Annotated in this window: 18 protein-coding genes; 10 read left to right on the top strand and 8 right to left on the bottom strand. The window is 65.8% G+C overall.

The genetic code is table 11. The features are described 5' to 3' along the window. Window positions 1-6: 6 nt before the first annotated feature. The 5 genes from AKI39_RS02905 to AKI39_RS02885 all read left to right on the top strand — a co-directional run bounded on the left by AKI39_RS02905 (window position 7) and on the right by AKI39_RS02885 (window position 6,950). Entirely contained in the window at window positions 7-972 is a 966-nt protein-coding gene (locus AKI39_RS02905) for a Bug family tripartite tricarboxylate transporter substrate binding protein (RefSeq protein ID WP_066632251.1), read from the top strand. Between the two features lie 321 nt (window positions 973-1,293). Beyond that, window positions 1,294-4,224, top strand: coding sequence for a ribonucleoside-diphosphate reductase subunit alpha (locus AKI39_RS02900; protein WP_066632249.1), 2,931 nt, complete (start codon window positions 1,294-1,296; stop codon window positions 4,222-4,224). Window positions 4,225-4,248: 24 nt separating this feature from the next. Continuing rightward, window positions 4,249-5,427, top strand: coding sequence for a ribonucleotide-diphosphate reductase subunit beta (locus AKI39_RS02895; RefSeq protein WP_066632247.1), 1,179 nt, complete (start codon window positions 4,249-4,251; stop codon window positions 5,425-5,427). A 265-nt stretch (window positions 5,428-5,692) separates the two neighbouring features. Further along, entirely contained in the window at window positions 5,693-6,211 is a 519-nt protein-coding gene (locus AKI39_RS02890; RefSeq protein ID WP_066632245.1) for a histone H1-like DNA-binding protein, read from the top strand. A 178-nt stretch (window positions 6,212-6,389) separates the two neighbouring features. Further along, on the top strand, window positions 6,390-6,950 hold the full coding sequence (locus tag AKI39_RS02885; protein WP_066632243.1) for a YggT family protein: 561 nt from the start codon (window positions 6,390-6,392) through the stop codon (window positions 6,948-6,950). Window positions 6,951-7,011: 61 nt separating this feature from the next. Here the strand turns inward: AKI39_RS02885 and AKI39_RS02880 are convergent, their stop codons facing one another. The 8 genes from AKI39_RS02880 to AKI39_RS02845 all read right to left on the bottom strand — a co-directional run bounded on the left by AKI39_RS02880 (window position 7,012) and on the right by AKI39_RS02845 (window position 14,540). Continuing rightward, complete coding sequence (locus tag AKI39_RS02880; protein ID WP_066632241.1) at window positions 7,012-7,533, bottom strand: glycine zipper 2TM domain-containing protein; 522 nt, start codon at window positions 7,531-7,533, stop codon at window positions 7,012-7,014. 224 nt (window positions 7,534-7,757) lie between these two features. After that, window positions 7,758-8,705 carry a carbohydrate kinase family protein gene (locus tag AKI39_RS02875; RefSeq protein WP_066632239.1) on the bottom strand — a complete coding sequence of 316 codons (948 nt, stop codon included), beginning with the start codon at window positions 8,703-8,705 and terminating at the stop codon, window positions 7,758-7,760. A 27-nt stretch (window positions 8,706-8,732) separates the two neighbouring features. After that, window positions 8,733-10,244: a DUF3426 domain-containing protein gene (locus AKI39_RS02870; RefSeq protein WP_235610736.1), complete on the bottom strand. Its 1,512-nt coding sequence runs from the start codon at window positions 10,242-10,244 to the stop codon at window positions 8,733-8,735. A gap of 31 nt (window positions 10,245-10,275) precedes the next feature. After that, complete coding sequence (prmA, locus tag AKI39_RS02865) at window positions 10,276-11,205, bottom strand: 50S ribosomal protein L11 methyltransferase (protein ID WP_066632235.1); 930 nt, start codon at window positions 11,203-11,205, stop codon at window positions 10,276-10,278. Between the two features lie 289 nt (window positions 11,206-11,494). Continuing rightward, window positions 11,495-12,841: an acetyl-CoA carboxylase biotin carboxylase subunit gene (accC, locus tag AKI39_RS02860; RefSeq protein ID WP_066632233.1), complete on the bottom strand. Its 1,347-nt coding sequence runs from the start codon at window positions 12,839-12,841 to the stop codon at window positions 11,495-11,497. Between the two features lie 8 nt (window positions 12,842-12,849). Then, on the bottom strand, window positions 12,850-13,305 hold the full coding sequence (gene accB / locus AKI39_RS02855) for an acetyl-CoA carboxylase biotin carboxyl carrier protein (RefSeq protein WP_066632231.1): 456 nt from the start codon (window positions 13,303-13,305) through the stop codon (window positions 12,850-12,852). A 96-nt stretch (window positions 13,306-13,401) separates the two neighbouring features. Further along, window positions 13,402-13,836 (bottom strand): type II 3-dehydroquinate dehydratase, encoded by a 435-nt coding sequence (aroQ, locus tag AKI39_RS02850; protein WP_066632230.1) that lies wholly within the window; start codon window positions 13,834-13,836, stop codon window positions 13,402-13,404. A 194-nt stretch (window positions 13,837-14,030) separates the two neighbouring features. Further along, window positions 14,031-14,540 (bottom strand): TlpA family protein disulfide reductase, encoded by a 510-nt coding sequence (locus tag AKI39_RS02845; RefSeq protein WP_066632229.1) that lies wholly within the window; start codon window positions 14,538-14,540, stop codon window positions 14,031-14,033. 77 nt (window positions 14,541-14,617) lie between these two features. On the opposite strand from AKI39_RS02845, the gene mpl reads away from it, so the two are divergent. From mpl to AKI39_RS02820, 5 genes are all read left to right on the top strand, one after another. Beyond that, on the top strand, window positions 14,618-16,006 hold the full coding sequence (gene mpl / locus AKI39_RS02840) for a UDP-N-acetylmuramate:L-alanyl-gamma-D-glutamyl-meso-diaminopimelate ligase (protein ID WP_066632228.1): 1,389 nt from the start codon (window positions 14,618-14,620) through the stop codon (window positions 16,004-16,006). After that, window positions 16,003-16,623, top strand: a complete 621-nt coding sequence (locus AKI39_RS02835) for a YqiA/YcfP family alpha/beta fold hydrolase (protein WP_066632227.1) — start codon at window positions 16,003-16,005, stop codon at window positions 16,621-16,623. Before mpl ends, AKI39_RS02835 begins: the two co-directional genes overlap by 4 nt. A 67-nt stretch (window positions 16,624-16,690) precedes the next feature. Continuing rightward, window positions 16,691-18,607 carry a ribonuclease catalytic domain-containing protein gene (locus AKI39_RS02830; protein ID WP_066642019.1) on the top strand — a complete coding sequence of 639 codons (1,917 nt, stop codon included), beginning with the start codon at window positions 16,691-16,693 and terminating at the stop codon, window positions 18,605-18,607. Window positions 18,608-18,655: 48 nt separating this feature from the next. After that, window positions 18,656-19,327, top strand: a complete 672-nt coding sequence (locus tag AKI39_RS02825; protein WP_066632225.1) for a response regulator transcription factor — start codon at window positions 18,656-18,658, stop codon at window positions 19,325-19,327. Between the two features lie 51 nt (window positions 19,328-19,378). Then, window positions 19,379-21,889, top strand: a complete 2,511-nt coding sequence (locus AKI39_RS02820) for a sensor histidine kinase (RefSeq protein ID WP_066632221.1) — start codon at window positions 19,379-19,381, stop codon at window positions 21,887-21,889. Window positions 21,890-21,891: the final 2 nt, after the last annotated feature.

The raw sequence follows: 21,891 nt of genomic DNA, 5'->3' as shown, positions 1-21,891 counted from the left end.
ACTACCGTGAAGAAGCATGAAAAGCTGTTGGCATGGCTGGCGATCTGCGGCGCGTGGCTGGCGGCGCCGTCGAACGCGGCGGAGTGGCCGGAACGTACCGTGACCATCATCGTGCCGTCCGCCGCCGGCGGTGCCGCAGACCTGACCGCCCGCACCTTCGCGCAATACCTGGGCGGCAAGACCGGGCAGAGCGTGGTGGTGGAAGACCGGCCCGGCGCCGGTGGCATCGTGGGGACCAATTCGGTCAAGTCGGCGCCGGCGGATGGCTACACTTTCCTGCTGTCCACCAACTCCACGCAGGCCGCCAATCCCTATCTGTATAAGTCCTTGCCGTACGACCCGCTGAAGGACTTCCGGCAGGTCGGCATGCTGGGCACCTTCGGATCGGTCGCGGTGGTCTCGCCGGCCAGTCCCTTCCAGAGCATGCCGCAGCTGGTGGCCTACGCGAAACAGCATCCCGGCAAGGTGTTCTACGGCTACTACAGCTCCTCGTCCCAAGTCCCGTCCGCGCTGCTGAAGGCGCGCGCCGCGCTGCAGATCGATGGCGCCGCGTACAAGAACGTCACCCAGATCATTACCGACCTGCGTGGCGGGCAGATCGATTTTGCCTTCGTCGACTACCTCACGGCGATGGGCCAGATCGACGGCAAAGGCCTGCGGCCCATCGCCGTCACCGGCGAAGCGGCCAACCCGGCCTGGCCGGACGTACCGACCATGTCGTCCTACTACCCGGGCTTCGTCGTGCTGGGCTGGCTGGGATTGTCCGCACCGGCCGGCACGCCGGAGCCCATCGTCCAGGCGATGAACCGCTACCTGGGGCAGGCGGTCGAGGACCCCGACGTCAACGGCAAGCTCAGCCGCCTGGGACTGCAGCCCAGGCGCATGGACGTGGCGCACTTCGAGACTTTCGTGCGCGATGACGCGGGCCGCTGGAAGCAGTGGATCGCCACCGCGGGCATTGCACCTCAGTAGGCGGGAAGTCCTCGCACGCCGCCCATGCGACAATGCGGGGTGCCGAAGCGGGCACTTCGCCGTCGGACTAGATAACGCCGCACCGATATAATTCGTAACAACTTATAGAAGTATCGCGTTACCGATCGTGCTTGTAGCCATCCCCCAACACCACTAGAATTTGGCCTGGGATCGGGGTGAGACACAACATCTTGTGGTCAGGACAGGGCTGGATGCGTTTCCGGCCTAACTGCGTCCTTTGGTAACCGCCCGCCCTTCCCCGCAATAATCGAACATCCAGGCGCGACGTCGCTCGCGCTCTTACTACGCACAGGAGCTTCCATGCAGCACACTTCGATCGCCTCTGTGACTCGGCCGAGTGCCGTGCCGCCTTCTGACAATGATCAATCGACACCTGCTTCCGGCCAATGGGCCGGTTACCAGGTCATCCGGCGCAATGGCGCCGTCGTCGGTTTCGAACCCAGCAAAATCGCCATCGCGATGACCAAGGCCTTCCTGGCCGTGAACGGCGGCCAGGGCGCCGCGTCGGCCCGCGTGCGTGAACTGGTCGATACCCTGACGCGCCAGGCGGTCAACGCACTGCTGCGCAACCGCCCGAACGGCGGCACCTTCCATATCGAAGAGATCCAGGACCAGGTCGAACTGGCGCTGATGCGCTCGGGCGAACACGATGTCGCGCGCGCCTACGTGCTGTATCGCGAAAAGCGCTCGCAGGAACGCGCCGCCGAGCACGTCAAGCCGGCCACCGCCGCGCAATCCGAGCACGTGCTGAACGTGACGGACCAAGGCGTCAAGCGCCCGCTGGACCTGGCCGAGCTGCGCGCCACGATCGAAGCCGCCGGCGAAGGCCTGTCGGAGTACATCGATGCCGAGGCCATCCTGAAGGAAACGGTCAAGAACCTGTACGACGGCATCCCGGTCGATGAAGTCTACAAGTCGGCAATCCTGTCCGCGCGCGCGCTGGTCGAAAAGGACCCCGCCTACAGCCAGGTCACCGCTCGCCTGCTGCTGCACACGATCCGCAAGGAAGTGCTGGGCGAGGAAGTCTCGCAGGCGCAAATGGCACAGCGCTATGCCGATTACTTCCCCACCTTCATCTCGCGCGGCATCGAAGGCGGCCTGATCGACACCAAGCTGGCGCAGTTCGACCTGCCGCGCTTGGCCGCCTCGCTGGATGCCAAGCGCGATCTGCAATTCAGCTACCTGGGCCTGCAGACGCTGTACGACCGCTACTTCCTGCACATCCGTGGCCGCCGCATCGAACTGCCGCAGGTGTTCTACATGCGCGTGGCCATGGGCCTGGCGCTGGGCGAAGCGCAAGCCGGCGTGGACCGGGAAGCGCGTGCCATCCAGTTCTACGAGATCCTGTCCTCGTTCGACTTCATGAGCTCGACGCCCACCCTCTTCAATGCCGGCACGCTGCATTCGCAGCTCTCGTCGTGCTACCTGACCACGGTCTCCGACGACCTGGAAGGCATCTACGATGCCATCAAGGAAAACGCCTTGCTGGCGAAATACGCCGGCGGCCTGGGCAACGATTGGACGCCGGTACGCGCCTTGCGTAGCCACATCAAAGGCACTAACGGCGAAAGCCAGGGCGTGGTTCCGTTCCTGAAGGTTGTCAACGACACCGCGGTCGCGGTGAACCAGGGCGGCAAGCGCAAGGGCGCCGTCTGCACCTACCTGGAAACCTGGCACCTGGACATCGAAGAATTCCTGGAGCTGCGCAAGAACACCGGCGACGAACGCCGCCGCACACATGACATGAACACCGCCAACTGGATTCCCGATCTGTTCATGAAGCGCGTCATGGAAAATGGCGAGTGGACGCTGTTTTCGCCGTCGGACTGCCCCGACCTGCACGACAAGTACGGCCGCGAGTTCGAACAGGCCTACCTGGGCTATGAAGCCCGCGTGGCCAGCGGCGACCTGAAGCTCTACAAAAAGATGCCAGCGCTGACCTTGTGGCGCAAGATGCTGTCCATGCTGTTCGAAACCGGCCATCCGTGGATCACCTTCAAGGATCCGTGCAACATCCGCTCGCCGCAGCAGCACGTCGGCGTGGTGCACAGCTCCAACCTGTGCACGGAAATCACGCTGAACACCAACGAGTCCGAAATCGCGGTGTGCAACCTGGGTTCCGTGAACCTGGTCGCCCACATGAAGCCCACGGCCAATGGCGGCCACGAACTGGACCTGGACAAGCTCAAGCGCACCATCAGCGTGGCGATGCGCATGCTCGACAACGTCATCGACATCAACTACTACGCGGTCAAGAAGGCGAAGGATTCCAACCAGCGCCATCGTCCCGTGGGCCTGGGCATCATGGGCTTCCAGGATTGCCTGCACATGATGCGCGTGCCGTATGCCTCGCAAGCGGCGGTTGAATTCGCCGATCGTTCGATGGAAGCGGTGTGCTACTACGCGTACCTGGCGTCCAGCGAGCTGGCCGAAGAGCGCGGCACCTATCCCACATACAAGGGCTCGCTGTGGGATCGTGGCATCCTTCCGCAAGACACGTTGAATCTGCTGCGCGAAGAACGCGGCGGCAGCGTCGACGTCGATATGTCGTCCACATTGGATTGGGATGCGTTGCGTGCGCGCATCAAAGCGCATGGCATGCGTAACTCCAATTGCGTGGCAATCGCCCCAACCGCGACGATTTCCAATATCATTGGCGTATCTGCGTGCATCGAACCCACTTACCAGAACTTGTACGTCAAATCGAATCTCTCCGGTGAGTTCACGGTCGTCAACGAATACCTCGTGCGCGACTTGAAGAAACTCGGTCTCTGGGACGAAGTCATGGTCGCCGACCTGAAGTACTTCGACGGCAGCCTATCCCGCATCGATCGTGTGCCCGCTGAACTCCGCGAAATCTACGCCACCGCGTTCGAAGTCGAACCGCGCTGGCTGGTGGAATGCGCGTCGCGTCGCCAGAAGTGGATCGATCAATCGCAGTCGCTCAATATCTATATGGCGGGCGCCTCGGGCAAGAAGCTCGACGAAACGTACAAGCTGGCGTGGCTGCGCGGCTTGAAGACGACCTATTACCTGCGCACGCTGGGCGCCACCAGCGCGGAAAAATCCACCGGACGCGGCGGCGAGTTGAACGCCGTGACGTCGAGTGGCCAGAGCAGCACGGCAACGGCCAGCGCGGCCCCTGCCCTGCCTGAACCCGAAATCGTCGGAGCGGTTTGCACCATGCGGCCGGGCGATCCCGGCTTCGAAGAGTGCGAAGCCTGCCAGTAATCGACCGCTTCCGGAGAATTTCACATGATCAATTGGGAAGACGATAACGTCGCACTGCAACCGGGCCAAGCCGCCGCCAAGCCGGCGGCCGGCATGCCCGCGCGCGCGTCGACGGGTGCCTTCGACGACGCCGCCCTGCCCGCGGCCGTGCCGGCGCAAGCCGCCGCACAGCCCGGGGCTACCGCGCAACGCGTCAAGGTTGCCGATAAACGCATCATCAACGGCCAGACCGACGTCAATCAGCTGGTCCCGTTCAAATACAAATGGGCCTGGGAAAAATACCTGGCCACCTGCGCCAACCACTGGATGCCGCAGGAAATCAATATGTCGCGCGATATCGCGCTGTGGAAGAATCCCACGGGCCTGACCGAGGACGAGCGCCGCATCGTCAAGCGCAACCTGGGCTTCTTCGTGACGGCCGACTCCCTGGCCGCCAACAACATCGTGCTGGGCACCTACCGGCACATTACGGCCCCCGAATGCCGCCAGTTCCTGCTGCGCCAGGCATTCGAGGAAGCCATCCACACCCATGCTTATCAATACATCGTCGAAAGCCTGGACCTGGACGAATCGGAAATCTTCAATGCTTATAACGAGGTTCCGTCCATCCGCGCCAAGGACGAATTCCTGATCCCGTTCATCGAGGCGATCGCGGACCCGAACTTCCACACCGGCACGCCGGAAGCCGACCAGACACTGCTGAAGTCCCTGATCGTCTTCGCCTGCCTGATGGAAGGCCTGTTCTTCTATGTCGGGTTCACGCAGATCCTGGCGCTGGGTCGCCAGAACAAGATGACCGGCGCTGCCGAACAGTACATGTACATCCTGCGCGATGAATCCATGCACTGCAATTTCGGCATCGACCTGATCAACACCATCAAGCTCGAGAATCCGCACCTCTGGACGCCCGAGTTCCGCGAAGAAATCCGTGCTCTTTTCCTGAAGGCCGTCGAACTGGAGTACGCCTACGCCGAGGACACCATGCCGCGCGGCGTGCTGGGCCTGAATGCGCCGATGTTCAAGTCGTATCTGCGCTTCATCGCCAACCGCCGTTGCCAGCAGATCGGTATCGAAGCGCTGTTCCCACAGGAAGAAAATCCTTTCCCGTGGATGGCGGAAATGATCGACCTGAAGAAAGAACGAAACTTTTTCGAAACTCGAGTCATCGAATACCAAACCGGAGGCACGCTGAGCTGGGAGTAATCCGGTCCAGGGTGTCGGAAGCAACGTAGCGATAGGTGACGCGGTGGGCCGCGTCGCCTGTCGGCGCCATTTGAAATGGCTCGCGCCATGAGGAGCGGGGGCCATATCAAATGGCAGTGCCGCATTCATTAGCGCACATCGATGTAGCTGTCGCCTGTACGGGACAGTGGTATGCGCCGATGAATAGCCCGGGCATCGTCCCGCCGGAAGGCGGGGCGGTGCACGGGTTTAAGTTCTGGGACCCCTGAACCTAAGGAGCAATGCCATGGCAACTGCCAAGAAGGCCGCCAAGAAGGCGGTTAAGAAAGCCGCAGCCAAAAAAGCTGTGAAGAAGACCCCCGCCAAGAAGGCGGTGAAGAAGACCGCCGTCAAGAAGGTCGCCGCCAAGAAGGTCGTCAAGAAAGTCGCGGCCAAGAAGGTAGCGAAGAAGGCCGTCAAGAAGGCGCCGGCCAAGAAAGTAGCGAAGAAGGCGGTCAAGAAAGTCGCCGCCAAAAAGGCCCCGGCCAAGAAAGCCGCGGCCAAGAAAGCCGCGACCAAGAAGGTAGCGACCAAGAAGGTCGCCAAGAAGGCTGCCAAGAAAGCGCCCGCCAAGAAAGCGGCCGCCAAAAAGGCGTCTGCGAAAAAGGCTGCTGCGAAAAAGCCTGCTGCCAAAAAGCCTGCTGCAAAGAAGGCTGCCGCCAAGAAGCCGGCCACGCCGCCTTCGACCGCTGCCGCCCCGGGTGCGAAGACCGCGCTGAACCCAGCCGCGTCGTGGCCGTTCCCGACCGGCAGCCGTCCGTCGTAAGCTCGATACCGCAGCACTGTAGTACGAAAGCCACCTGGCCAAGCCAGGTGGCTTTTTTGCATGGCGCGAGTGCTTGCGCCTGACTACGGTGGCGCCGACGACGCGGGCCATGACATCGTGCGACAATTGGCCTGCCGTAAGACCCCTTTCATACTTCTATCCAACAAAGCAGGCGGCCATGTTCGGCGATATCTCCCGTTTCTTGCTTGATACGCTTTTCACGCTATTCGGCGCCGCGCTCATCGCGCGCGCATGGATGCACGCCGTGCGCATGCATCCCTTCAACCCCGTCGCGCGCTTCATCTATCAAGCCACCAATTGGCTGGTCAACCCCTTGCGGCGCATCCTTCCCGCCCGCGGTGCGGTGGACTGGGCCACGCTGATCGCGGCGTGGCTGACCGCACTGGTCTACCTGCTGCTGATGTGGGTCGCGTCGCTGGGCATGATCATCCCGCTGTCCGCCTTGCCCATGGCGCTGGGCATTTCATTCCTGACGGTGGTGAAGTGGGTTTTCAACCTGATCGTGTGGGTGACGCTGGCGCAAGCCGTGCTGTCATGGGTGAACCCTAGCGCACCGTTGATGCCGGTGCTGCTGGCATTGACCGATCCGCTACTCGACCCCATCCGCCGTTTTTTGCCGCGCACGCCTATCGATTTCTCACCGCTGGTGCTGCTGGTGCTGGCGCAGGTCGCCTTGATGGTGATCACGCGCGTGACGTACGCGGCATTCGGACTCTAGGCCGCGGCCGCGTGCCATGACGCAGGCGGCAATGACGCGGAAGCGTCATGCCGCCGGCCGATCACATCGGCGAAATGCGGGTCGGGCCGTTGCCGCTGATGACCTGTATGCGTTGGCCGACGCTGACGGGCACGTCGGCCTCCTGCGTGACGACGCGCGTTTCGCCGTTATCCAGGCGCACGGTGATCTCCAGGCCGGAGGTCGTGCCCACGCGGTTTTCCACCATGTTGCCGGCCAACGCGCCCAGGATGGCGCCACCGACCGTGGCAATGGCGCGTCCGCTGCCACCGCCGACCGCATTACCGCCGACGCCGCCCAAGGCAGCACCGGCGAGCAGGCCGGCACCGCTGCTGCGGTCATTCTGGATGGTGACAGGGCGCACGGCCGTGACTACACCGGTACGCACGATCTGTTCACGCTGGGCCTGGTCGTAGCTGTAGACGGCGCTGGACGCGCTGCGATTCGCGCAACCGGATACCAGGCCCACGGACGCGACCACAGCGGTGATGGCGACCCAACGAACCGTGCGCGAACCGCGATCCCGCGCGGGGCTGAAGGAAACGGAGGGGACGGTATTGTTCATGATGATGCGGGCTCCTGTTCGGTATATACCAGCGTTACGGATGATACTCCCGCGATTCAGGCGTTATCGCCGAAATTACGCATGGGAAATACGTTGCAACGACTGTTCTAGCTTAGTCTCTTTGCGACTACGCAAGTTTCAGGCCGACCCTATTATTTCCTTTGCCCATACCGCCGCTCACGGCGGGCGCCGGGCATAAAGCAAAAGGCCGGCCCGATACCTGCTCAAGCCGCGGCGGGCAGCTGCAGGCCGTAGGCCTGTTGCAGCAAATTACCAATCTCGCCGCGGGTGGGTTGGTGATTCTGCGGGCCGCGCGAGGCAATCTTGATGGCGCCCATGACGTTGGCCAGCTTGCAGCTGTCCTGCCAGCTCCATCCGCTGGTCAGTCCATGCAGCAGGCCCGCGCGATGGGCATCGCCACAGCCCGTTGGGTCCACCACGGCCTGCGCGCGTACCGGTGCGATGGTGTGTTCCGCGCCTTCGGCCCACAGGGTCGCACCGTCGGCGCCACGCGTGACGACGACCGCGCGCAGGCCACGGGCCAGTTCGGCGATCGTCTTGCCCGTACGCTGCTCGACAACGCTGGCTTCATAGTCGTTGACGGTCAGCGCCTGCGCCAGCGACAGCATGCGCCGCAGGTCCGCGCCATCGAACAGGGGCATGGCCTGGCCCAGGTCGAAGATGAACGGGATGCCGGCGGCGTTCAGGCGCTGGGCATGCGCGAACATGCCCTCCTTGGCGTCCGGCGCGACGATGGCCCATTGCGCGGAAGCGCCCGTCACGTCGTTCTCGGCCGAATACGACATTGCCCCCGGGTGGAAGGCGGCGATCTGGTTGTCGTCCAGATCGGTGGTGATGAAGCACTGCGCGGTGAGGGTCTGCGGAATGACCTTGACGTAGCGAACGTCGATGCCCATCCCGGACAAGCGTTCCAGGTAACCCCCGGCGTCCTCGCCCACGGTCGCCACCGGCACGGGGTTGCCCCCCAGCAGCTTCAGGTTGTAGGCGATGTTGCCCGAGCATCCGCCGAACTCCTTGCGCATCGAAGGCGTCAGGAAGGACACGCTGAGCGAGTGGATGCGATCGGGCAGTATGTGTTCCTTGAAACGGCCTTCGAACACCGCGATGGTGTCGAACGCCATGGAACCGCACACCAGAACGGGAGCTGCCATGGTGGGAAATCCTTTTATCCAGAGAGGTCAGGGAAAGAACTTGTCGAGCTGATAGCCGTTCACATGGAGGCCATCGACCTGCAGCGGCACGGACAGGGTCTGTTCGCCGCCGGCGGGAAATGGGCCGCGCGTGCCGGGCGGCAGATAGTTTTCGGGCAGCAGGACTTTGCGCGCCACCACCGTGTCGGACAGGTCGCTGAGCTGCAGCATGAGCGCCGGCCAGGGCTGCGGCTTATCGTAGCGGTTGCGCAGGGTGACCCGCAGGGTAAGCCGCATGCTCCCGTCGTCCGGTGCCGCGTTGCTCTGCGGTTGCAGGGAAGAGGCCGTGATCGATATGCGTTCCAGGCGTCGCGCATAGCCGACCTGGCATCCCAGCGGGGCGCAGGCGGCCTCCAGCGCGGGCCGCAATGCCGGCACGGCGGTCGCGATGGCGGTGCGGTAGATATAGAGGCACTGCAGGCCCAGGGCAATCAGGCCGAGCAGGCAGCCGGCGACCCAGAGACGGGCAATCAGCGTGCGCCGGCGCTGCACGTCTTCGTCCATGAAGATGGGCGGTGCCATCCCGGCGTCGGTCAGGTCGTCGTAGCGGGTACGCGCTTCGCCCGGTATGGACACAAAAACAGGCTCTTCGTCCTCGACGGCGTCGCGCTCCGCATAGATGCCGAAACGGTCGTCCCGCTGCAGGGCCATGTCCTCCGCCTGTTGTTCGGCGTCTTCGACGTTGTCCTGCCGGTAGGGCGCATAGGGCTCGCGATAGGCGTAAGGGTCTTCTTCGTCGCCGTCATCCCGTGCCGGCAGCGGCGTGCGCGACGGCAGCCCGGCCTCGTGAGGGTCGGCGGCCGAGCGGCGGTTGGGCTCGCGCCCGCGCAGCACCGCGGGCTCCGTCACGGCGGTGGACGACGTGGGCCCGGTATCGAGAGTGGGCGGCGTCCGCGCGGCGTACGGCCCCGGCGGCAGCGTATGCGACTGCACCGGCGAGCGCGGCGGCGTGTACACCGGCTCCGGATGGCGGGTGATACCGTGCGGCTGCTCGGACGGACCGTATGCCGGGTGCGCGGGCGGCTCGTGCGGGCCGAACGACTGCGTTGCGCGATTAGGCGGCCCGTACGACTGCGTTGGATGCTCGGGCCGCGCAGGCGGCTCGGGCGGACCGTAGTGCTGTGTCGGATGCTGCGGTGGCCCGTATGACTGCGTGGGCTGATGCCGGGGCGGGGTGTACTGCCGAGGCGGCGCATGTAGCGGCGCGGAAGGCTCCTGCGGCGGATACTCGGGATGCACCGGCGCGCGCGTGGGAGGCGTTGGCCCCACAGGCGCCCTCACCGACAGCACGGGCGAAGCATCGGAGGGCAGCCCGGCGGAAGCATCCGGATGCGCGGCGGGCGGCGGCGTAGCGGACCTGCCCGCCGGGCCATCCACCACGCAAGCATGGCCGTCGAACACCCGTGAGCACACGCCGCAGCGCACCAGCCCGTTGCGTACGCGCAATTGGTCGGCCACCACCTTGAAGGCGGTGCCGCAATGCGGGCAGCGTGTGGTCATGGCCATGTGCGCCACCGTTCCGTATGGGTTCTCAGGCCCTGCTTCCATGCAGGCAGACCCAGCCATCGCGTTCCCGCCAAACGGACATGGGCAGCCAGCGCGCGTAAACCGCGCAGACTTCCTCGGCCTGGCGTGCCAGGACGCCCGACAGGACCAGCGAGCCGCCGGGCGCGACGCGACCGCAGAGCATCGGCGCGAGCACCTTGAGCGGATTCGACAGGATGTTCGCCACGACCAGGTCGCTGGTCCCTTCCCCGAGTTCATCGGGCAGCATCGCCTGGAGTTCGACGCCGTTCACGCGGGCGTTGTCGCGTGTGGCGATCACGGCCTGTTCGTCGATATCGACGGCCCACGTGCGGCCGGCGCCCAGCTTGCGCGCCGCGATGGCCAGGATGCCCGACCCGCAGCCGTAGTCCAGCACCGTCGCGCCACGCGTCATATGCGCTTCCAGCCAAGCCAGACACAGATGGGTAGTGGGATGACTGCCGGTGCCGAATGCCAGCCCGGGGTCCAGTTCGATGTGTATGCCGCCGCCCTGCCCATCCGCCGTGCCCAGGCCGGGAACGGCGGGGTCGTCCCGATGCCAGCTGGGGACGATCCAGATGCGGTCGGCGATATGGATGGGGCCGAATTGCTGCTGCGTGAGCCGCACCCAGTCGGCATCCGGAACGTCGCGCAGCGACCAGGCGGTCAGCGCGGCGGCGTAATCGCCGCCCAGTTCGGCCCGGACGCTTTCGATGATTTGCGCGGGATCGGCGCCGTCGGGCAGGAGCGCCACCACGCGGTTGTGCTCCCAGGCCTGAACCGCGGGTTCCGTGCCCGGCTCGCCGAAAAGCGGCTGCTCCGCTTCGGTGTCGCGGTCGGCGTCTTCCACGGAAACCGACAGGACGCCAGCATCCAGCAGCGCATCGGACAGGGCCTCGGCCTGCGCCTCGGAGGAATGGAGCACCAGCTCACGCATGAAACGATCTTCCGTCTGAGTATCCAGGGATTGCCCGATCACGCCAGTGGCCCGGGCGGCGCGGCTGGACCGCGCCCCACGGCCGTCAGGCGGAAGGCGATACGCCGATCCCGCCTGGCCTGTCGCGGCGCGCGGACGTCCAGCCTTGGCGTATTGTACGTTCGCCCCGGACGGCGGACAGGAAAGCCTTTGCGACGCTCCGGCCGGCGAACCGCGCCCAGGACTTCCGGGCACGGGGCCGGGGTCCCGGACCCCATGCGCCGGCGGGCGCCGCGAGTCCGAGCCCTGCTCAGGGACGTTGCGCCAGCCGTTGTTCCAGGTAATGGATGCTGGTGCCGCCCTCGATGAAACGCGCGTCCTGCAACAACTCCCGATGCAGCGGGATATTGGTGGAAATGCCTTCCACCACCATTTCCGACAGCGCGATCCGCATGCGCGCCAGCGATTGTTCCCGCGTATCGCCGTAGGTGATCACCTTGGCGATCATGGAGTCATAGTTGGGCGGGACGAAATAGCCGTTGAAGGCGTGCGAATCGATGCGCACGCCGGGACCGCCCGGCGTATGCCAGTTCGTGATCCGCCCCGGGCTGGGGACGAAGCGGAACGGATCCTCGGCATTGATGCGGCATTCGATGGCGTGGCCTTTCAGCACCACGTCGCGCTGGCGCAGCGTGAATTTTTCACCGGCGGCGATGCGGATCTGCTGCTGCACCAGGTCGATGCCCGTGATCAGCTCGGTCACCGGGTGCTCCACCTGGATCCGCGTGTTCATTTCGATGAAATAGAACTCGCCGTTTTCATACAGGAATTCGAAGGTGCCCGCGCCGCGATAGCCGATCTTGCGGCAGGCGTCGGCGCAGCGGTCGCCGATGCGCTCGATGAGGCGGCGCGCGATGCCGGGCGCGGGCGCTTCCTCGATCACCTTCTGGTGGCGGCGCTGCATGGAGCAGTCGCGTTCGCCCAGCCAGATGGCGTTGCGGCCGCCGTCGGCCAGCACCTGGATTTCGATATGGCGAGGGTTCTCGAGGAACTTCTCCATATAGACTTCCGGGTTGTTGAACGCGGCGCCGGCCTCGGAGCGCGTCATGGTCACGGCGTTGATCAGCGCGGCTTCGGTATAGACCACGCGCATGCCGCGGCCCCCGCCGCCGCCCGCGGCCTTGATGATGACCGGATAGCCGACCTCGCGCGCGGTGCGCAGGATTTCCTGGGGATTATCCGGCAAGGCGCCTTCCGACCCCGGGACCACCGGCACGCCGGCTTCGATCATGGCCCGCTTGGCGCTGACCTTGTCGCCCATCAGCCGGATGGAGTCCGGGCGCGGCCCGATAAAGACAAAACCGCTTTTTTCGACGCGTTCCGCGAAATCCGCGTTTTCCGACAGGAAGCCGTACCCCGGGTGGATGGCTTCCGCATCGGTCACTTCGGCCGCGGAAATAATGGCCGGCATATTCAAATAGCTTTCGCGCGACGGCGGGGGCCCGATACACACCGACTCGTCGGCCAGCCGGACATATTTGGCGTCGCGGTCCGCTTCGGAATGGACAACCACGGTCTTGATGCCCAGCTCGCGACAGGCGCGCTGTATGCGCAGGGCGATCTCGCCGCGATTGGCGATCAGTATTTTTTCGAACATGGGAACGATCAGCCGATGACGAACAGAGGTTGGCCGTACTCGACGGGCTCGCCGTTTTCGACCAGGATTTCCTTGATGACGCCGGACTTGTCGGCCTCGATCTCATTCAGAAGCTTCATGGCTTCGATGATGCACAGCGGATCACCTTCCTTGACCGTCTGGCCGACCTCGACGAAGGGCGCCGCGCCGGGGTTGGGCGAGCGATAGAAAGTTCCGACCATGGGCGCCTTGACCGCATGCCCCTGGAACGCGGGCGCCGCGGCGGGAACCGGCGCGGCGGGCACGGACGCCGCCGACGCGGCGGGCGCGGCCGGCACGGCCTCCGGCTGGTGGTAGGCAACGGGCTGCACCGTCTGCGAGAACTTGACGATGCGGACCTTGCCCTCGCCCTCGGTGATTTCGAGTTCGGCGATGCCGGACTCCGCCACCAGGTCGATCAGGGTCTTGAGTTTTCGGAGATCCATAAAGTGCTTCCCGGAATGTTGACGACGGGCGGCCATGCTGCCGCGCCGTCTTGGATATCTGTTTTGTTGGGGACAGAAAAAACCGGTGGAACGAAGTCAGTGGCGCGCAGCGTAGCGAACCGCGGCTTCGTAGCCCTCGGGCCCGAGGCCGGAAATCAAACCCACCGCCAGGTCGGACAGGTAGGAGTGATGCCTGAATGGCTCGCGCTTATATAAGTTGGACAAATGTACTTCAATAAAAGGGATGGATACCGCGGCCAGGGCGTCGCGCACGGCGACACTGGTATGCGTGTAAGCCGCCGCATTGATCACGATGAAATCCGTGCCGTCCTCGCGGGCGGCCTGGATGCGTTCGACCAACGCGCCTTCGTGATTGCCTTGCCACGCCGTCAGCGACACGCCGAGGTCCGCCGCCAGCGCGGCCAGACCGTCATTGATCTGCGCCAACGTGCGGCTGCCGTAGATACCCGGCTCGCGGGTACCCAGCAGATTCAGGTTGGGGCCATGCAAGACCAGTATGCGTTGCGCCATTGCTGCCAGAGTGGAAGACCGGCGCCGGGCCGCGCCAGAAGCGCTGCCTGCCGGGGTGGATCGGAAACAGGACGGCCGGAACCGCCCGATGTGGCCCGCGATCGTGACCGACCGGTTACGCCGGAAGGCTTTTGACGCGAAAACCGCGAATAACCCCGCTTTTTACGACAATTCCGTCTATTTGTCTATTGAGGTTACGCCGCGACTTCCCGCAACCATTTTTCGACATCGGCGACATCCACGGGCCCGAGTATTTTGCGCGAAATGCGACCATCTGCGCCTAACAACACGGTAAAAGGAAGCGCGCCGGGACCGTTGCCCAGTGAGCGCATGACGTCGATGCTGCCGGCGCCGGCCACCAGCAAGGGGTAGGACACCGGTAATTTCGATGCAAATTTAACGACGTTCACGGCGGAATCGATGGCCAGCCCCAAAAATTGCACGCCCGCATGTTGCTTGTGCAGACCATCGAGTTCAGGCATTTCCTTCACGCATGGCGGGCACCACGTCGCCCAGAAATTCACCAGCATGGGCCTGCCCTTCCATTGGGCCAGGGCCTGGGGCTTCCCCTCCAGATCAGGGTAAGACTGCTCGAGCAGGACGGCCGCCGGGTCCGCCTGGGCGGCGGCGCGCACCCAGGCGGGCACCGCGCCGGCTGCGCCACCGAGCGCCATCAGGGATTGAAGGGCCGTACGTCGTTTCATCGTGTCATCTTACCGTTGGAAAGCCGAGAGTTGGCGCTCACGCCTGCATCTACAATGCCGGCAGGAGAAAACACCGTATGCATCTGCACATTCTAGGCATCTGCGGCACGTTCATGGGGGGCTTGGCGTTGATTGCCCGCGCTGGAGGCCACCGCGTCACCGGCTGCGACGCCGGCGTCTATCCGCCGATGAGCACGCAGCTGGCCGAACAGGGTATCGAACTGATCGAGGGATATGGGGCAGAACAATTGGCCCTGCGCCCGGACCTGTACGTGATCGGCAATGTGGTGACGCGCGGCAACCCCTTGATGGAAGCCATCCTGGACGCGGGGGCGCCCTATGTCTCCGGCCCGCAATGGCTGGGCGACCATGTGCTGACCGGCCAGCACGTGCTGGCGGTGGCGGGCACGCACGGCAAGACCACGACCAGCGCCATGCTGGCCTGGATACTGGAGCAGGCAGGGCTGCGGCCGAATTTCCTGGTGGGCGGCGTGGCGCAGGATTTCCAGGTCTCGGCGCGCTTCGACCCGGCGCGGCGGTTTTTCGTGATCGAGGCGGATGAATACGATACGGCGTTTTTCGACAAGCGTTCCAAGTTCGTCCACTACCGCCCTCGCACGGCCATCCTGAACAACCTGGAATACGACCACGCGGACATCTTCCCCGATCTGGCCGCCATCGAAACCCAATTCCATCATTTGGTTCGCACAATACCGCGTAGCGGGCGCATCGTGCTGCCCACGCATTCCGACGCGCTGGACCGCGTCATGGCCCGTGGCTGCTGGTCGGATACCGCCCGGTTCGGCGACGATGGCCAGTGGCAGGCCGCTCTACCGGGGACGGACGGCGCGTTCGCGGTGCGCCGGCAACGCGTCGAGGTCGGGACCGTGCGCTGGAACCTGCTGGGCGAACACAACCGCCTGAACGCGCTGGCGGCCATCGCGGCCGCCGAACATGCCGGCGTGGCGCCGGCCGAGGCGGTCCAGGCGCTGTCCACGTTTGCCGGCGTGAAGCGGCGCATGGAACTGCGCGGCACGGTACGCGGCGTGGCGGTATACGACGACTTCGCCCACCACCCCACCGCGGTGGAAACCACCCTGGCCGGCCTGCGGCGCCGGGTGGGCGATGCGCGCATCCTGGCGGTGCTGGAACCCCGGTCCAACACCATGAAACTGGGTACGATGGCCGAACGCCTGCCGGGCGCCCTGCAGGCCGCGGACCGGGTGTTCTGCTTCGGCGCCCATATGGGCAAGCACGCGCTGGGCTGGGATCCCGCCCAGGTGCTTGCCCCCCTGGGCGAACGCGCCGCGGCCTACGACGACCTGGACGCCATGGTCGCCGCCATCGCGCGGGCCGCCCGTCCGGGCGACCATGTATTGGTCATGAGCAATGGCGGCTTCGGCGGCATCCACGGAAAACTGCTCGACGCGCTGGCCGCGGCGCCGCCGACGACGGAGCGGCCATGATTCTTTATCTGCACGGATTCCGTTCATCGCCGGCCTCGTTCAAGGCCCGCCTGCTGGCCGACGAAATGGCGCGGCGGGGCTTGTCCGCCGACTGGCGCTGCCCCCAGCTGCCGCCCAGCCCGGCCGACGCCGCGGCGCTGGCCATGTCGCTGGCGCGCGGGCAACTGGATGCGCTGGCCCGCCGCGGCCAGCCTTCGCCCCGGGCGCTGACCGTGATCGGGTCCTCGCTGGGCGGCTACTACGCCACCTGGCTGGCGGAACAGCTGGACTGCAAGGCGGTACTACTGAATCCGGCGGTGCATGCGCCCCGTGATCTTGCCACGCAGGTGGGCCGGCAGAGTATGTATCATTCGGGCGCGCCGTTCGAATTCCGCGCCGAATACCTTAACGAGCTGACCGCCCTGGAAGTTGAACGGCCGACTTCCCCGGAACGCTATTTCCTGATTGCCGCCACCGGCGACGAAGTGCTGGACTGGCGCGAAATGCGGGACTGGTACGCGGGCTGCCGGCAGCGCATCGTCGATGGGAGCGACCACGGCTTGTCGGACTTCGCGGTCTGGATGCCGGAAGTGCTCGAATTCGCGCTGGACGTCCCGACACGGATCGACAGGCCCTAACCAATAACTATTCAGCAGGATCGCGCGCGGGCGGCGCCGCCGCGCCGCGCCCCAGATGGACCTCGCCATGCACGTGTTTTACGAAGACGACGGCCAGTTCAAGGCCGGACATATCATTTCCGAAACGGACGCCAGCCTGCAGGTGGAATCCGAATCGGGCAAACGCAGCAAGATCAAGCGGGCCAACGCGATCTTCACCTTTTCAACGCCCGAGCCGGTGGAGCTGCTGCGCCAGGCCGAAGCGGCGGCCGAAGACATCGATCTGCAATTCCTGTGGGAATGCGCTCCGCAGGAGGAATTCGATTCGCCGGCGCTGGCGGCCGACTACTACGGCCATGCGCCCTCCCCGACCGAACAGGCGGCGCTGCTCATGCGGCTGCACGGCGCGCCGGCGTATTTCCATCGGCGCGGCAAGGGGCGCTATCGCCCGGCCCCGCCGGATATCCTGGCCGCCGCGCTGGCCGCCATCGAGAAAAAGCAGCAGCAGGCCGCCCGCCAACAGCAATGGGTGGAAGACATGGTGGCGGGCCGCCTGCCGGAGGACATCGCTGCCATGGCCGAAGCGCTGGTGGTGCGTCCCGACAAGAACACCATGCAATGGAAGGCCGTGGAAAGCGCGTGTTCGCGGCTGCACAAAAGCCCGGACCGCCTGCTGCTGGACCTGGGTGCCTTCCCGCATGCGCTGGCCTTGCACAAGCGCCGCTTCCTGGCGCAGTACTTTCCCCGCGGCACGGGCTTCCCCGAAGTACAAATCCCCGCGCTGGAGCGCGAGCTGCCGCTGGCGGACGCCGAGATCTATTCGGTGGACGACGTGACGACGACGGAGATCGACGATGCGCTGTCGGTGTCCCCGCTACCCGACGGCAAGGTTCGCGTGGGCATCCACGTGGCCGCGCCCGGCCTGGCCGTCACGCGTGGCGGTGAGCTGGACAAGCTGGCGCGCGCACGGCTGTCCACGGTCTACATGCCGGGGGACAAGATCCCCATGCAGCCTGACTCGGTGATCCAGGCTTTTTCGCTGGACGCCGGCCGCGAAGTCCCGGCCTTGTCCTTATATGTCACCGCGGACCCGGATACGGGCGAAATCCTGGAATCCGAAAGCCGGGTCGAACGCATCGTGGTGCGCGAGAACCTGCGCCACAACCTGCTGGACGACGTGGTCACGGAAGCCACGCTGGACGATCCGCACGCGTCCCTGCCCTACGGCGAATGGCTGCGCCCGCTGTGGCGGCTGGCGCGGGCGCTGTCGGCGAAGCGCGACGAAGTGCGCGGCAAGCCCGAAAACAACAGCCGCGTGGAATACAGCTATTACGTGGACGGCGATCCGGACAATCCAGATACGCCGGTGCGCCTGGTGCCGCGCAAGCGCAACGCCCCGCTGGACCGCATGGTCGCCGAATACATGATCCTGGCCAACAATCTGTGGGGCGGCCTGCTGGCGCAGCACGGCGTGCCGGGCATCTACCGATCGCAGCAGGCCGGCCGGGTGCGGATGAGCACCCAGGCGCTGCCGCATGAAGCCATCGGCGTGCCGCAATATGCGTGGAGCACCTCCCCGCTGCGCCGCTATGTCGACCTGGTCAACCAGTGGCAGCTGATCGCGGCGGTGGACAACGGCGTGTCGGCGCGCCTGGTTGCTCCCTTCAAGCCGCGCGACGCGGACCTGTTCGCCATCATCGGTGCGTTCGACGCGCAATACGCCGCCTGGAGTGACTTCCAGAACACCATGGAACGATACTGGTGCCTGCGCTGGCTGGCGCAGCAGGGCATCACGCGCACCACGGCGAGCGTGCTGCGCGACGACCTGGTGCGGCTGAACAATGCGCCGCTGGTCACCCGCGTCGGCGGCCTGCCCGCGCTGGCACGCGGCACGCAGGTGGAGATCGACCTGCTGGACCGCGACGAACTGACGCTGGAGGTGGAATGCCGCTTCGTCGGCGAACTGCCGGCGGCGGCCGAGGAAAGCGAGGCCGAGACCGAATAAGCGGGCGCCGCCCATGTCGCCGCAAGGGCCGGATGCCGGAGGAACACGATGCGGATACTGCTGATCGAAGACAATGCCGACCTGGGCGACGCGATCGAAAGCAAACTGCGCGCGTCGGGCCACAGCGTGGAATGGGTGCGCGACGGAGAAAGCGCACTGCGATGGAGCCGCCACGAGGAATGGGACGCGCTGGTGCTGGACATCATGCTGCCGGGCAAGAGCGGTTTCGATGTCATCCGCGAACTGCGCGCATCCGGCACGGAGGCACCGGTACTGGTGGTGACCGCGCGGGCGGAAATCGAGGACAAGATCGATATGCTGGACCTGGGCGCGGACGATTACCTGGTCAAGCCCTTCGATCTGCGCGAATTGGAAGCGCGCTTGCGCGCCCTGCTGCGCCGGCCGGCGGGCCGCACCACCAGCGTCGCGGTACACGGCAATCTGACGCTGGACGTGGCCGGGCGCACGGCACATATCGGCGGCGTGCCGGTGACGTTGGGACGGCGCGAGTTCCGGCTGCTGGAAATCCTGCTGGATCGCATGGGCAGCACCGTGGCGAAGGAAAGACTGATGAGCCAGCTTTTCGACCTGGAAGACGTGCTGCCGAATGCGCTGGAGCTGCTGGTGTCCCGGCTGCGCCGCAAGATCGCCGGCGCGACCGTCGACATCGTGACCGTGCGCGGCGTCGGATACCAGGCGCGCCTGCATGAGCCGTCCTAGCCGAGCGATGCGCATCGGCACGGCGTCTTCCATCGTCCGCGCGGGGGTGCAATGACCATGGCCGCGGCCTTTTCCATACGCGGGCGGGTATTCGCGATGGGCTGCCTGCTGCTGCTCTGCGTATCCGTCGCCGTCAGCCTGTTCCTGCGCGATTATGCGCACCGCGCGGCCGACCAGGCCTTCGACCGGCTGCTCGCGGCATCGGCCCTGACCATCGCCGGCTCGGTACAGATCGACGAAAACGACGTCACGGCCGAGCCGCCATTTTCCTCGCTGGCCATGCTGTCGGGCAATGACCGGGTCTTCTACAGCGTGCGCAACGCCAGCGGCAAGCCGATTACCGGCTACGACGACCTCGCCCCCGGCCTGCCGCTGGCGCAGTCGGCCGCGCCGGTATTTTCGGATGCCAGCTACCACGATGAACCCATACGCATCGCCACCGTGGGACGCCTGATTTCGGCGGGGCGGCACGCGGGCTGGGTGACCATCCGCGTCGCCGAAACACGCGACGCGCGCGATGCCTTGGCGGCCGAAATCCTGAACCGCAGCGCGCTGCCCCTGCTGGTGGTCGTGCCGGTGGCGCTGGCGCTGCTGTGGTTCGGCATCCAGCGCGCGTTCGCGCCGCTGGTGCTGATCGAACGTTCGCTGCGCGCCCGCGCACCGGATGACCTGACGCCCCTGGAAGCGCCGGTGCCGCGCGAAGTCAAGGGACTGGCGGCAGCACTGAACGGCTTCATGCGCCGCCTGGGGGGCATCATGTCCTCGCTGAACAACCTGGTGGCCGACGCGGCCCACCAGGTACGCACGCCGTTGGCGTCGCTGCGCGCGCAAGCCGAGGTGGCGATGGATGAAACGGATCCCGATCGGCTGCGCGCCCGCGTCGCCCGCATCCACCAGAACGCCACCCACGCCAGCCAGCTGATCAACCAATTGCTGATGGACGCCACCATCGCGCACCGCCTGGGCATGCGGGGCCACGCATCGGTCGGCATCGCCGAAACCATCAACGAAACGCGCCGCCGTATCGGGCCGCTGGAAGCGCGGCGCCTGCGTATCTCTATTGCGCCGGAAGTGCGGCGCGCGCGCGTGGTGGGCGACCGCGTGGCGCTGCGCGAGATGCTGCGCAACCTGGTGGACAACGCCCTGCGTTACGCGCCCGAGGGAGACGTGGAAATCCAGGCCACGCCGGTAGCGGGGTACCGGGTCGCGCTGACGGTGAACGACTGCGGGCCGGGCATCGCCGACGACGAGAAGCAAGCCGTGCAGCAGCGGTTTACCCGCGGCCGCACCGGGGAAGGGACACCAGGCTCGGGCCTGGGCCTGTCGATCGCCAAGACGGTGGCCGAGGCGCACGGCGGCGCATTGTGGCTGCAGGACCGCCAGGGCGGCGGCCTGTCGGCGCGTGTCATCCTGCCGCGCGCCCGCCCGGTGTATCCGCGCGCCCTGCTGGCGGCGGCGGCCATGCTGGCCGGGCTGCTGGCCTTGCCGCCCGCGCCCGCCCGGGCGGCGGCCAACGTCCAGGGGGCGTCCGCGCCGTTCACCGTGACGCGCTTCCTCGCGCCCCAGCCCACGGACCGCCTGCTGGTCATCGCCGGGACGACCGATACGCCGGCCGCCGCGCCGGTGATCGTCGCTTTCCAGGCAAGCCAGCCGGACGTGACCGTGGAATATCGCGAAATGGGAAGCCGCGAGCTGTACGAAGCGACGGTTGCCGGCCAGCTCAAGGATGCCGACGTCCTCGTCAGCTCGGCGGCCGACCTGCAGATCCGCCTGGCCAACGACGGCTATGCGATGCGCTACGACGCGCCGGGCGCGGAGCGCCTGCCGTCCTGGGCGGTGTGGCGCGACGAGGTCTTCGGCTTCGCGTTCGAACCCGCGGTCATCGCCTACAACCCACGCCGCTTTACCGAAGCGACGGTGCCGCGTTCGCGGCAGGAACTGCTGCGCCTGCTGGAAACCGAACGCGCGAAGCTGCATGGGCGTGTCGGCACCTATGACATCAGCCGCAGCAGCGTGGGGCAGGTGCTGGCCGAGGAAGACGAGCAGGTGTCGTCCAACTTCTGGGGCCTGACCAATGCGCTGGGCCAGGTGGGCGTGCGGTTGAGCGCGACCACGGCCGACATCCTGAATGCCATCGAGAACGACGAACTGGATATCGGCTACAACGTGCTGGGCTCCTACGCGCTGGCGCGCCGCGCCGCCGGACGCCCGATAGGCGTGATCTTCCCGCAGGACTACGTGCTGGTGCTGCCACGATCGGCGCTGATCGCCCGCCACGCGCCCCATCCCGGGCTGGGACGCGCGTTCATCGACTGGCTGCTTTCGCCGGCCGGCCAGACGGAAATCTCCAACGTCAGCGGGCTGGGCCCCATGGCTGACGACAGCGGCGCCGGCTGGAACGCCGGCACGGCCTTGATCGGTTCGCAAGGCATCGTGCAGCCTGTCGTGCTGGGCCCGGCGCTGCTCGTCGGCCTGGACCGCCAGCGCCACGCCCGCTTCGTGCAGAACTGGACCCGGCTGGTCACCGACACGCCGGCGGTGGGCAAGGCGTCCAGCCCGTGACG

It is taken from the genome of Bordetella sp. H567, assembly GCF_001704295.1.
In the GTDB taxonomy this organism is placed as follows: Bacteria; Pseudomonadota; Gammaproteobacteria; order Burkholderiales; family Burkholderiaceae_B; genus Bordetella_C.
The sequence above is the reverse complement of the archived record's forward strand: the minus strand, read 5'-3'. Positions and strand labels throughout refer to the sequence as shown.

Excerpts from the sequence above, each read along its gene's own strand:
- AKI39_RS02900 (WP_066632249.1), top strand. The coding sequence starts at position 1,294 with ATGCAGCACACTTCGATCGCCTCTGTGACTCGGCCGAGTGCCGTGCCG.
- AKI39_RS02895 (WP_066632247.1), top strand. The coding sequence starts at position 4,249 with ATGATCAATTGGGAAGACGATAACGTCGCACTGCAACCGGGCCAAGCC.
- AKI39_RS02890 (WP_066632245.1), top strand. The coding sequence starts at position 5,693 with ATGGCAACTGCCAAGAAGGCCGCCAAGAAGGCGGTTAAGAAAGCCGCA.
- AKI39_RS02885 (WP_066632243.1), top strand. The coding sequence starts at position 6,390 with ATGTTCGGCGATATCTCCCGTTTCTTGCTTGATACGCTTTTCACGCTA.
- AKI39_RS02880 (WP_066632241.1), bottom strand. The coding sequence starts at position 7,533 with ATGAACAATACCGTCCCCTCCGTTTCCTTCAGCCCCGCGCGGGATCGC.
- AKI39_RS02875 (WP_066632239.1), bottom strand. The coding sequence starts at position 8,705 with ATGGCAGCTCCCGTTCTGGTGTGCGGTTCCATGGCGTTCGACACCATC.
- AKI39_RS02870 (WP_235610736.1), bottom strand. The coding sequence starts at position 10,244 with ATGACCACACGCTGCCCGCATTGCGGCACCGCCTTCAAGGTGGTGGCC.
- prmA (WP_066632235.1), bottom strand. The coding sequence starts at position 11,205 with ATGCGTGAGCTGGTGCTCCATTCCTCCGAGGCGCAGGCCGAGGCCCTG.
- accC (WP_066632233.1), bottom strand. The coding sequence starts at position 12,841 with ATGTTCGAAAAAATACTGATCGCCAATCGCGGCGAGATCGCCCTGCGC.
- accB (WP_066632231.1), bottom strand. The coding sequence starts at position 13,305 with ATGGATCTCCGAAAACTCAAGACCCTGATCGACCTGGTGGCGGAGTCC.
- aroQ (WP_066632230.1), bottom strand. The coding sequence starts at position 13,836 with ATGGCGCAACGCATACTGGTCTTGCATGGCCCCAACCTGAATCTGCTG.
- AKI39_RS02845 (WP_066632229.1), bottom strand. The coding sequence starts at position 14,540 with ATGAAACGACGTACGGCCCTTCAATCCCTGATGGCGCTCGGTGGCGCA.
- mpl (WP_066632228.1), top strand. The coding sequence starts at position 14,618 with ATGCATCTGCACATTCTAGGCATCTGCGGCACGTTCATGGGGGGCTTG.
- AKI39_RS02835 (WP_066632227.1), top strand. The coding sequence starts at position 16,003 with ATGATTCTTTATCTGCACGGATTCCGTTCATCGCCGGCCTCGTTCAAG.
- AKI39_RS02830 (WP_066642019.1), top strand. The coding sequence starts at position 16,691 with ATGCACGTGTTTTACGAAGACGACGGCCAGTTCAAGGCCGGACATATC.
- AKI39_RS02825 (WP_066632225.1), top strand. The coding sequence starts at position 18,656 with ATGCGGATACTGCTGATCGAAGACAATGCCGACCTGGGCGACGCGATC.
- AKI39_RS02820 (WP_066632221.1), top strand. The coding sequence starts at position 19,379 with ATGACCATGGCCGCGGCCTTTTCCATACGCGGGCGGGTATTCGCGATG.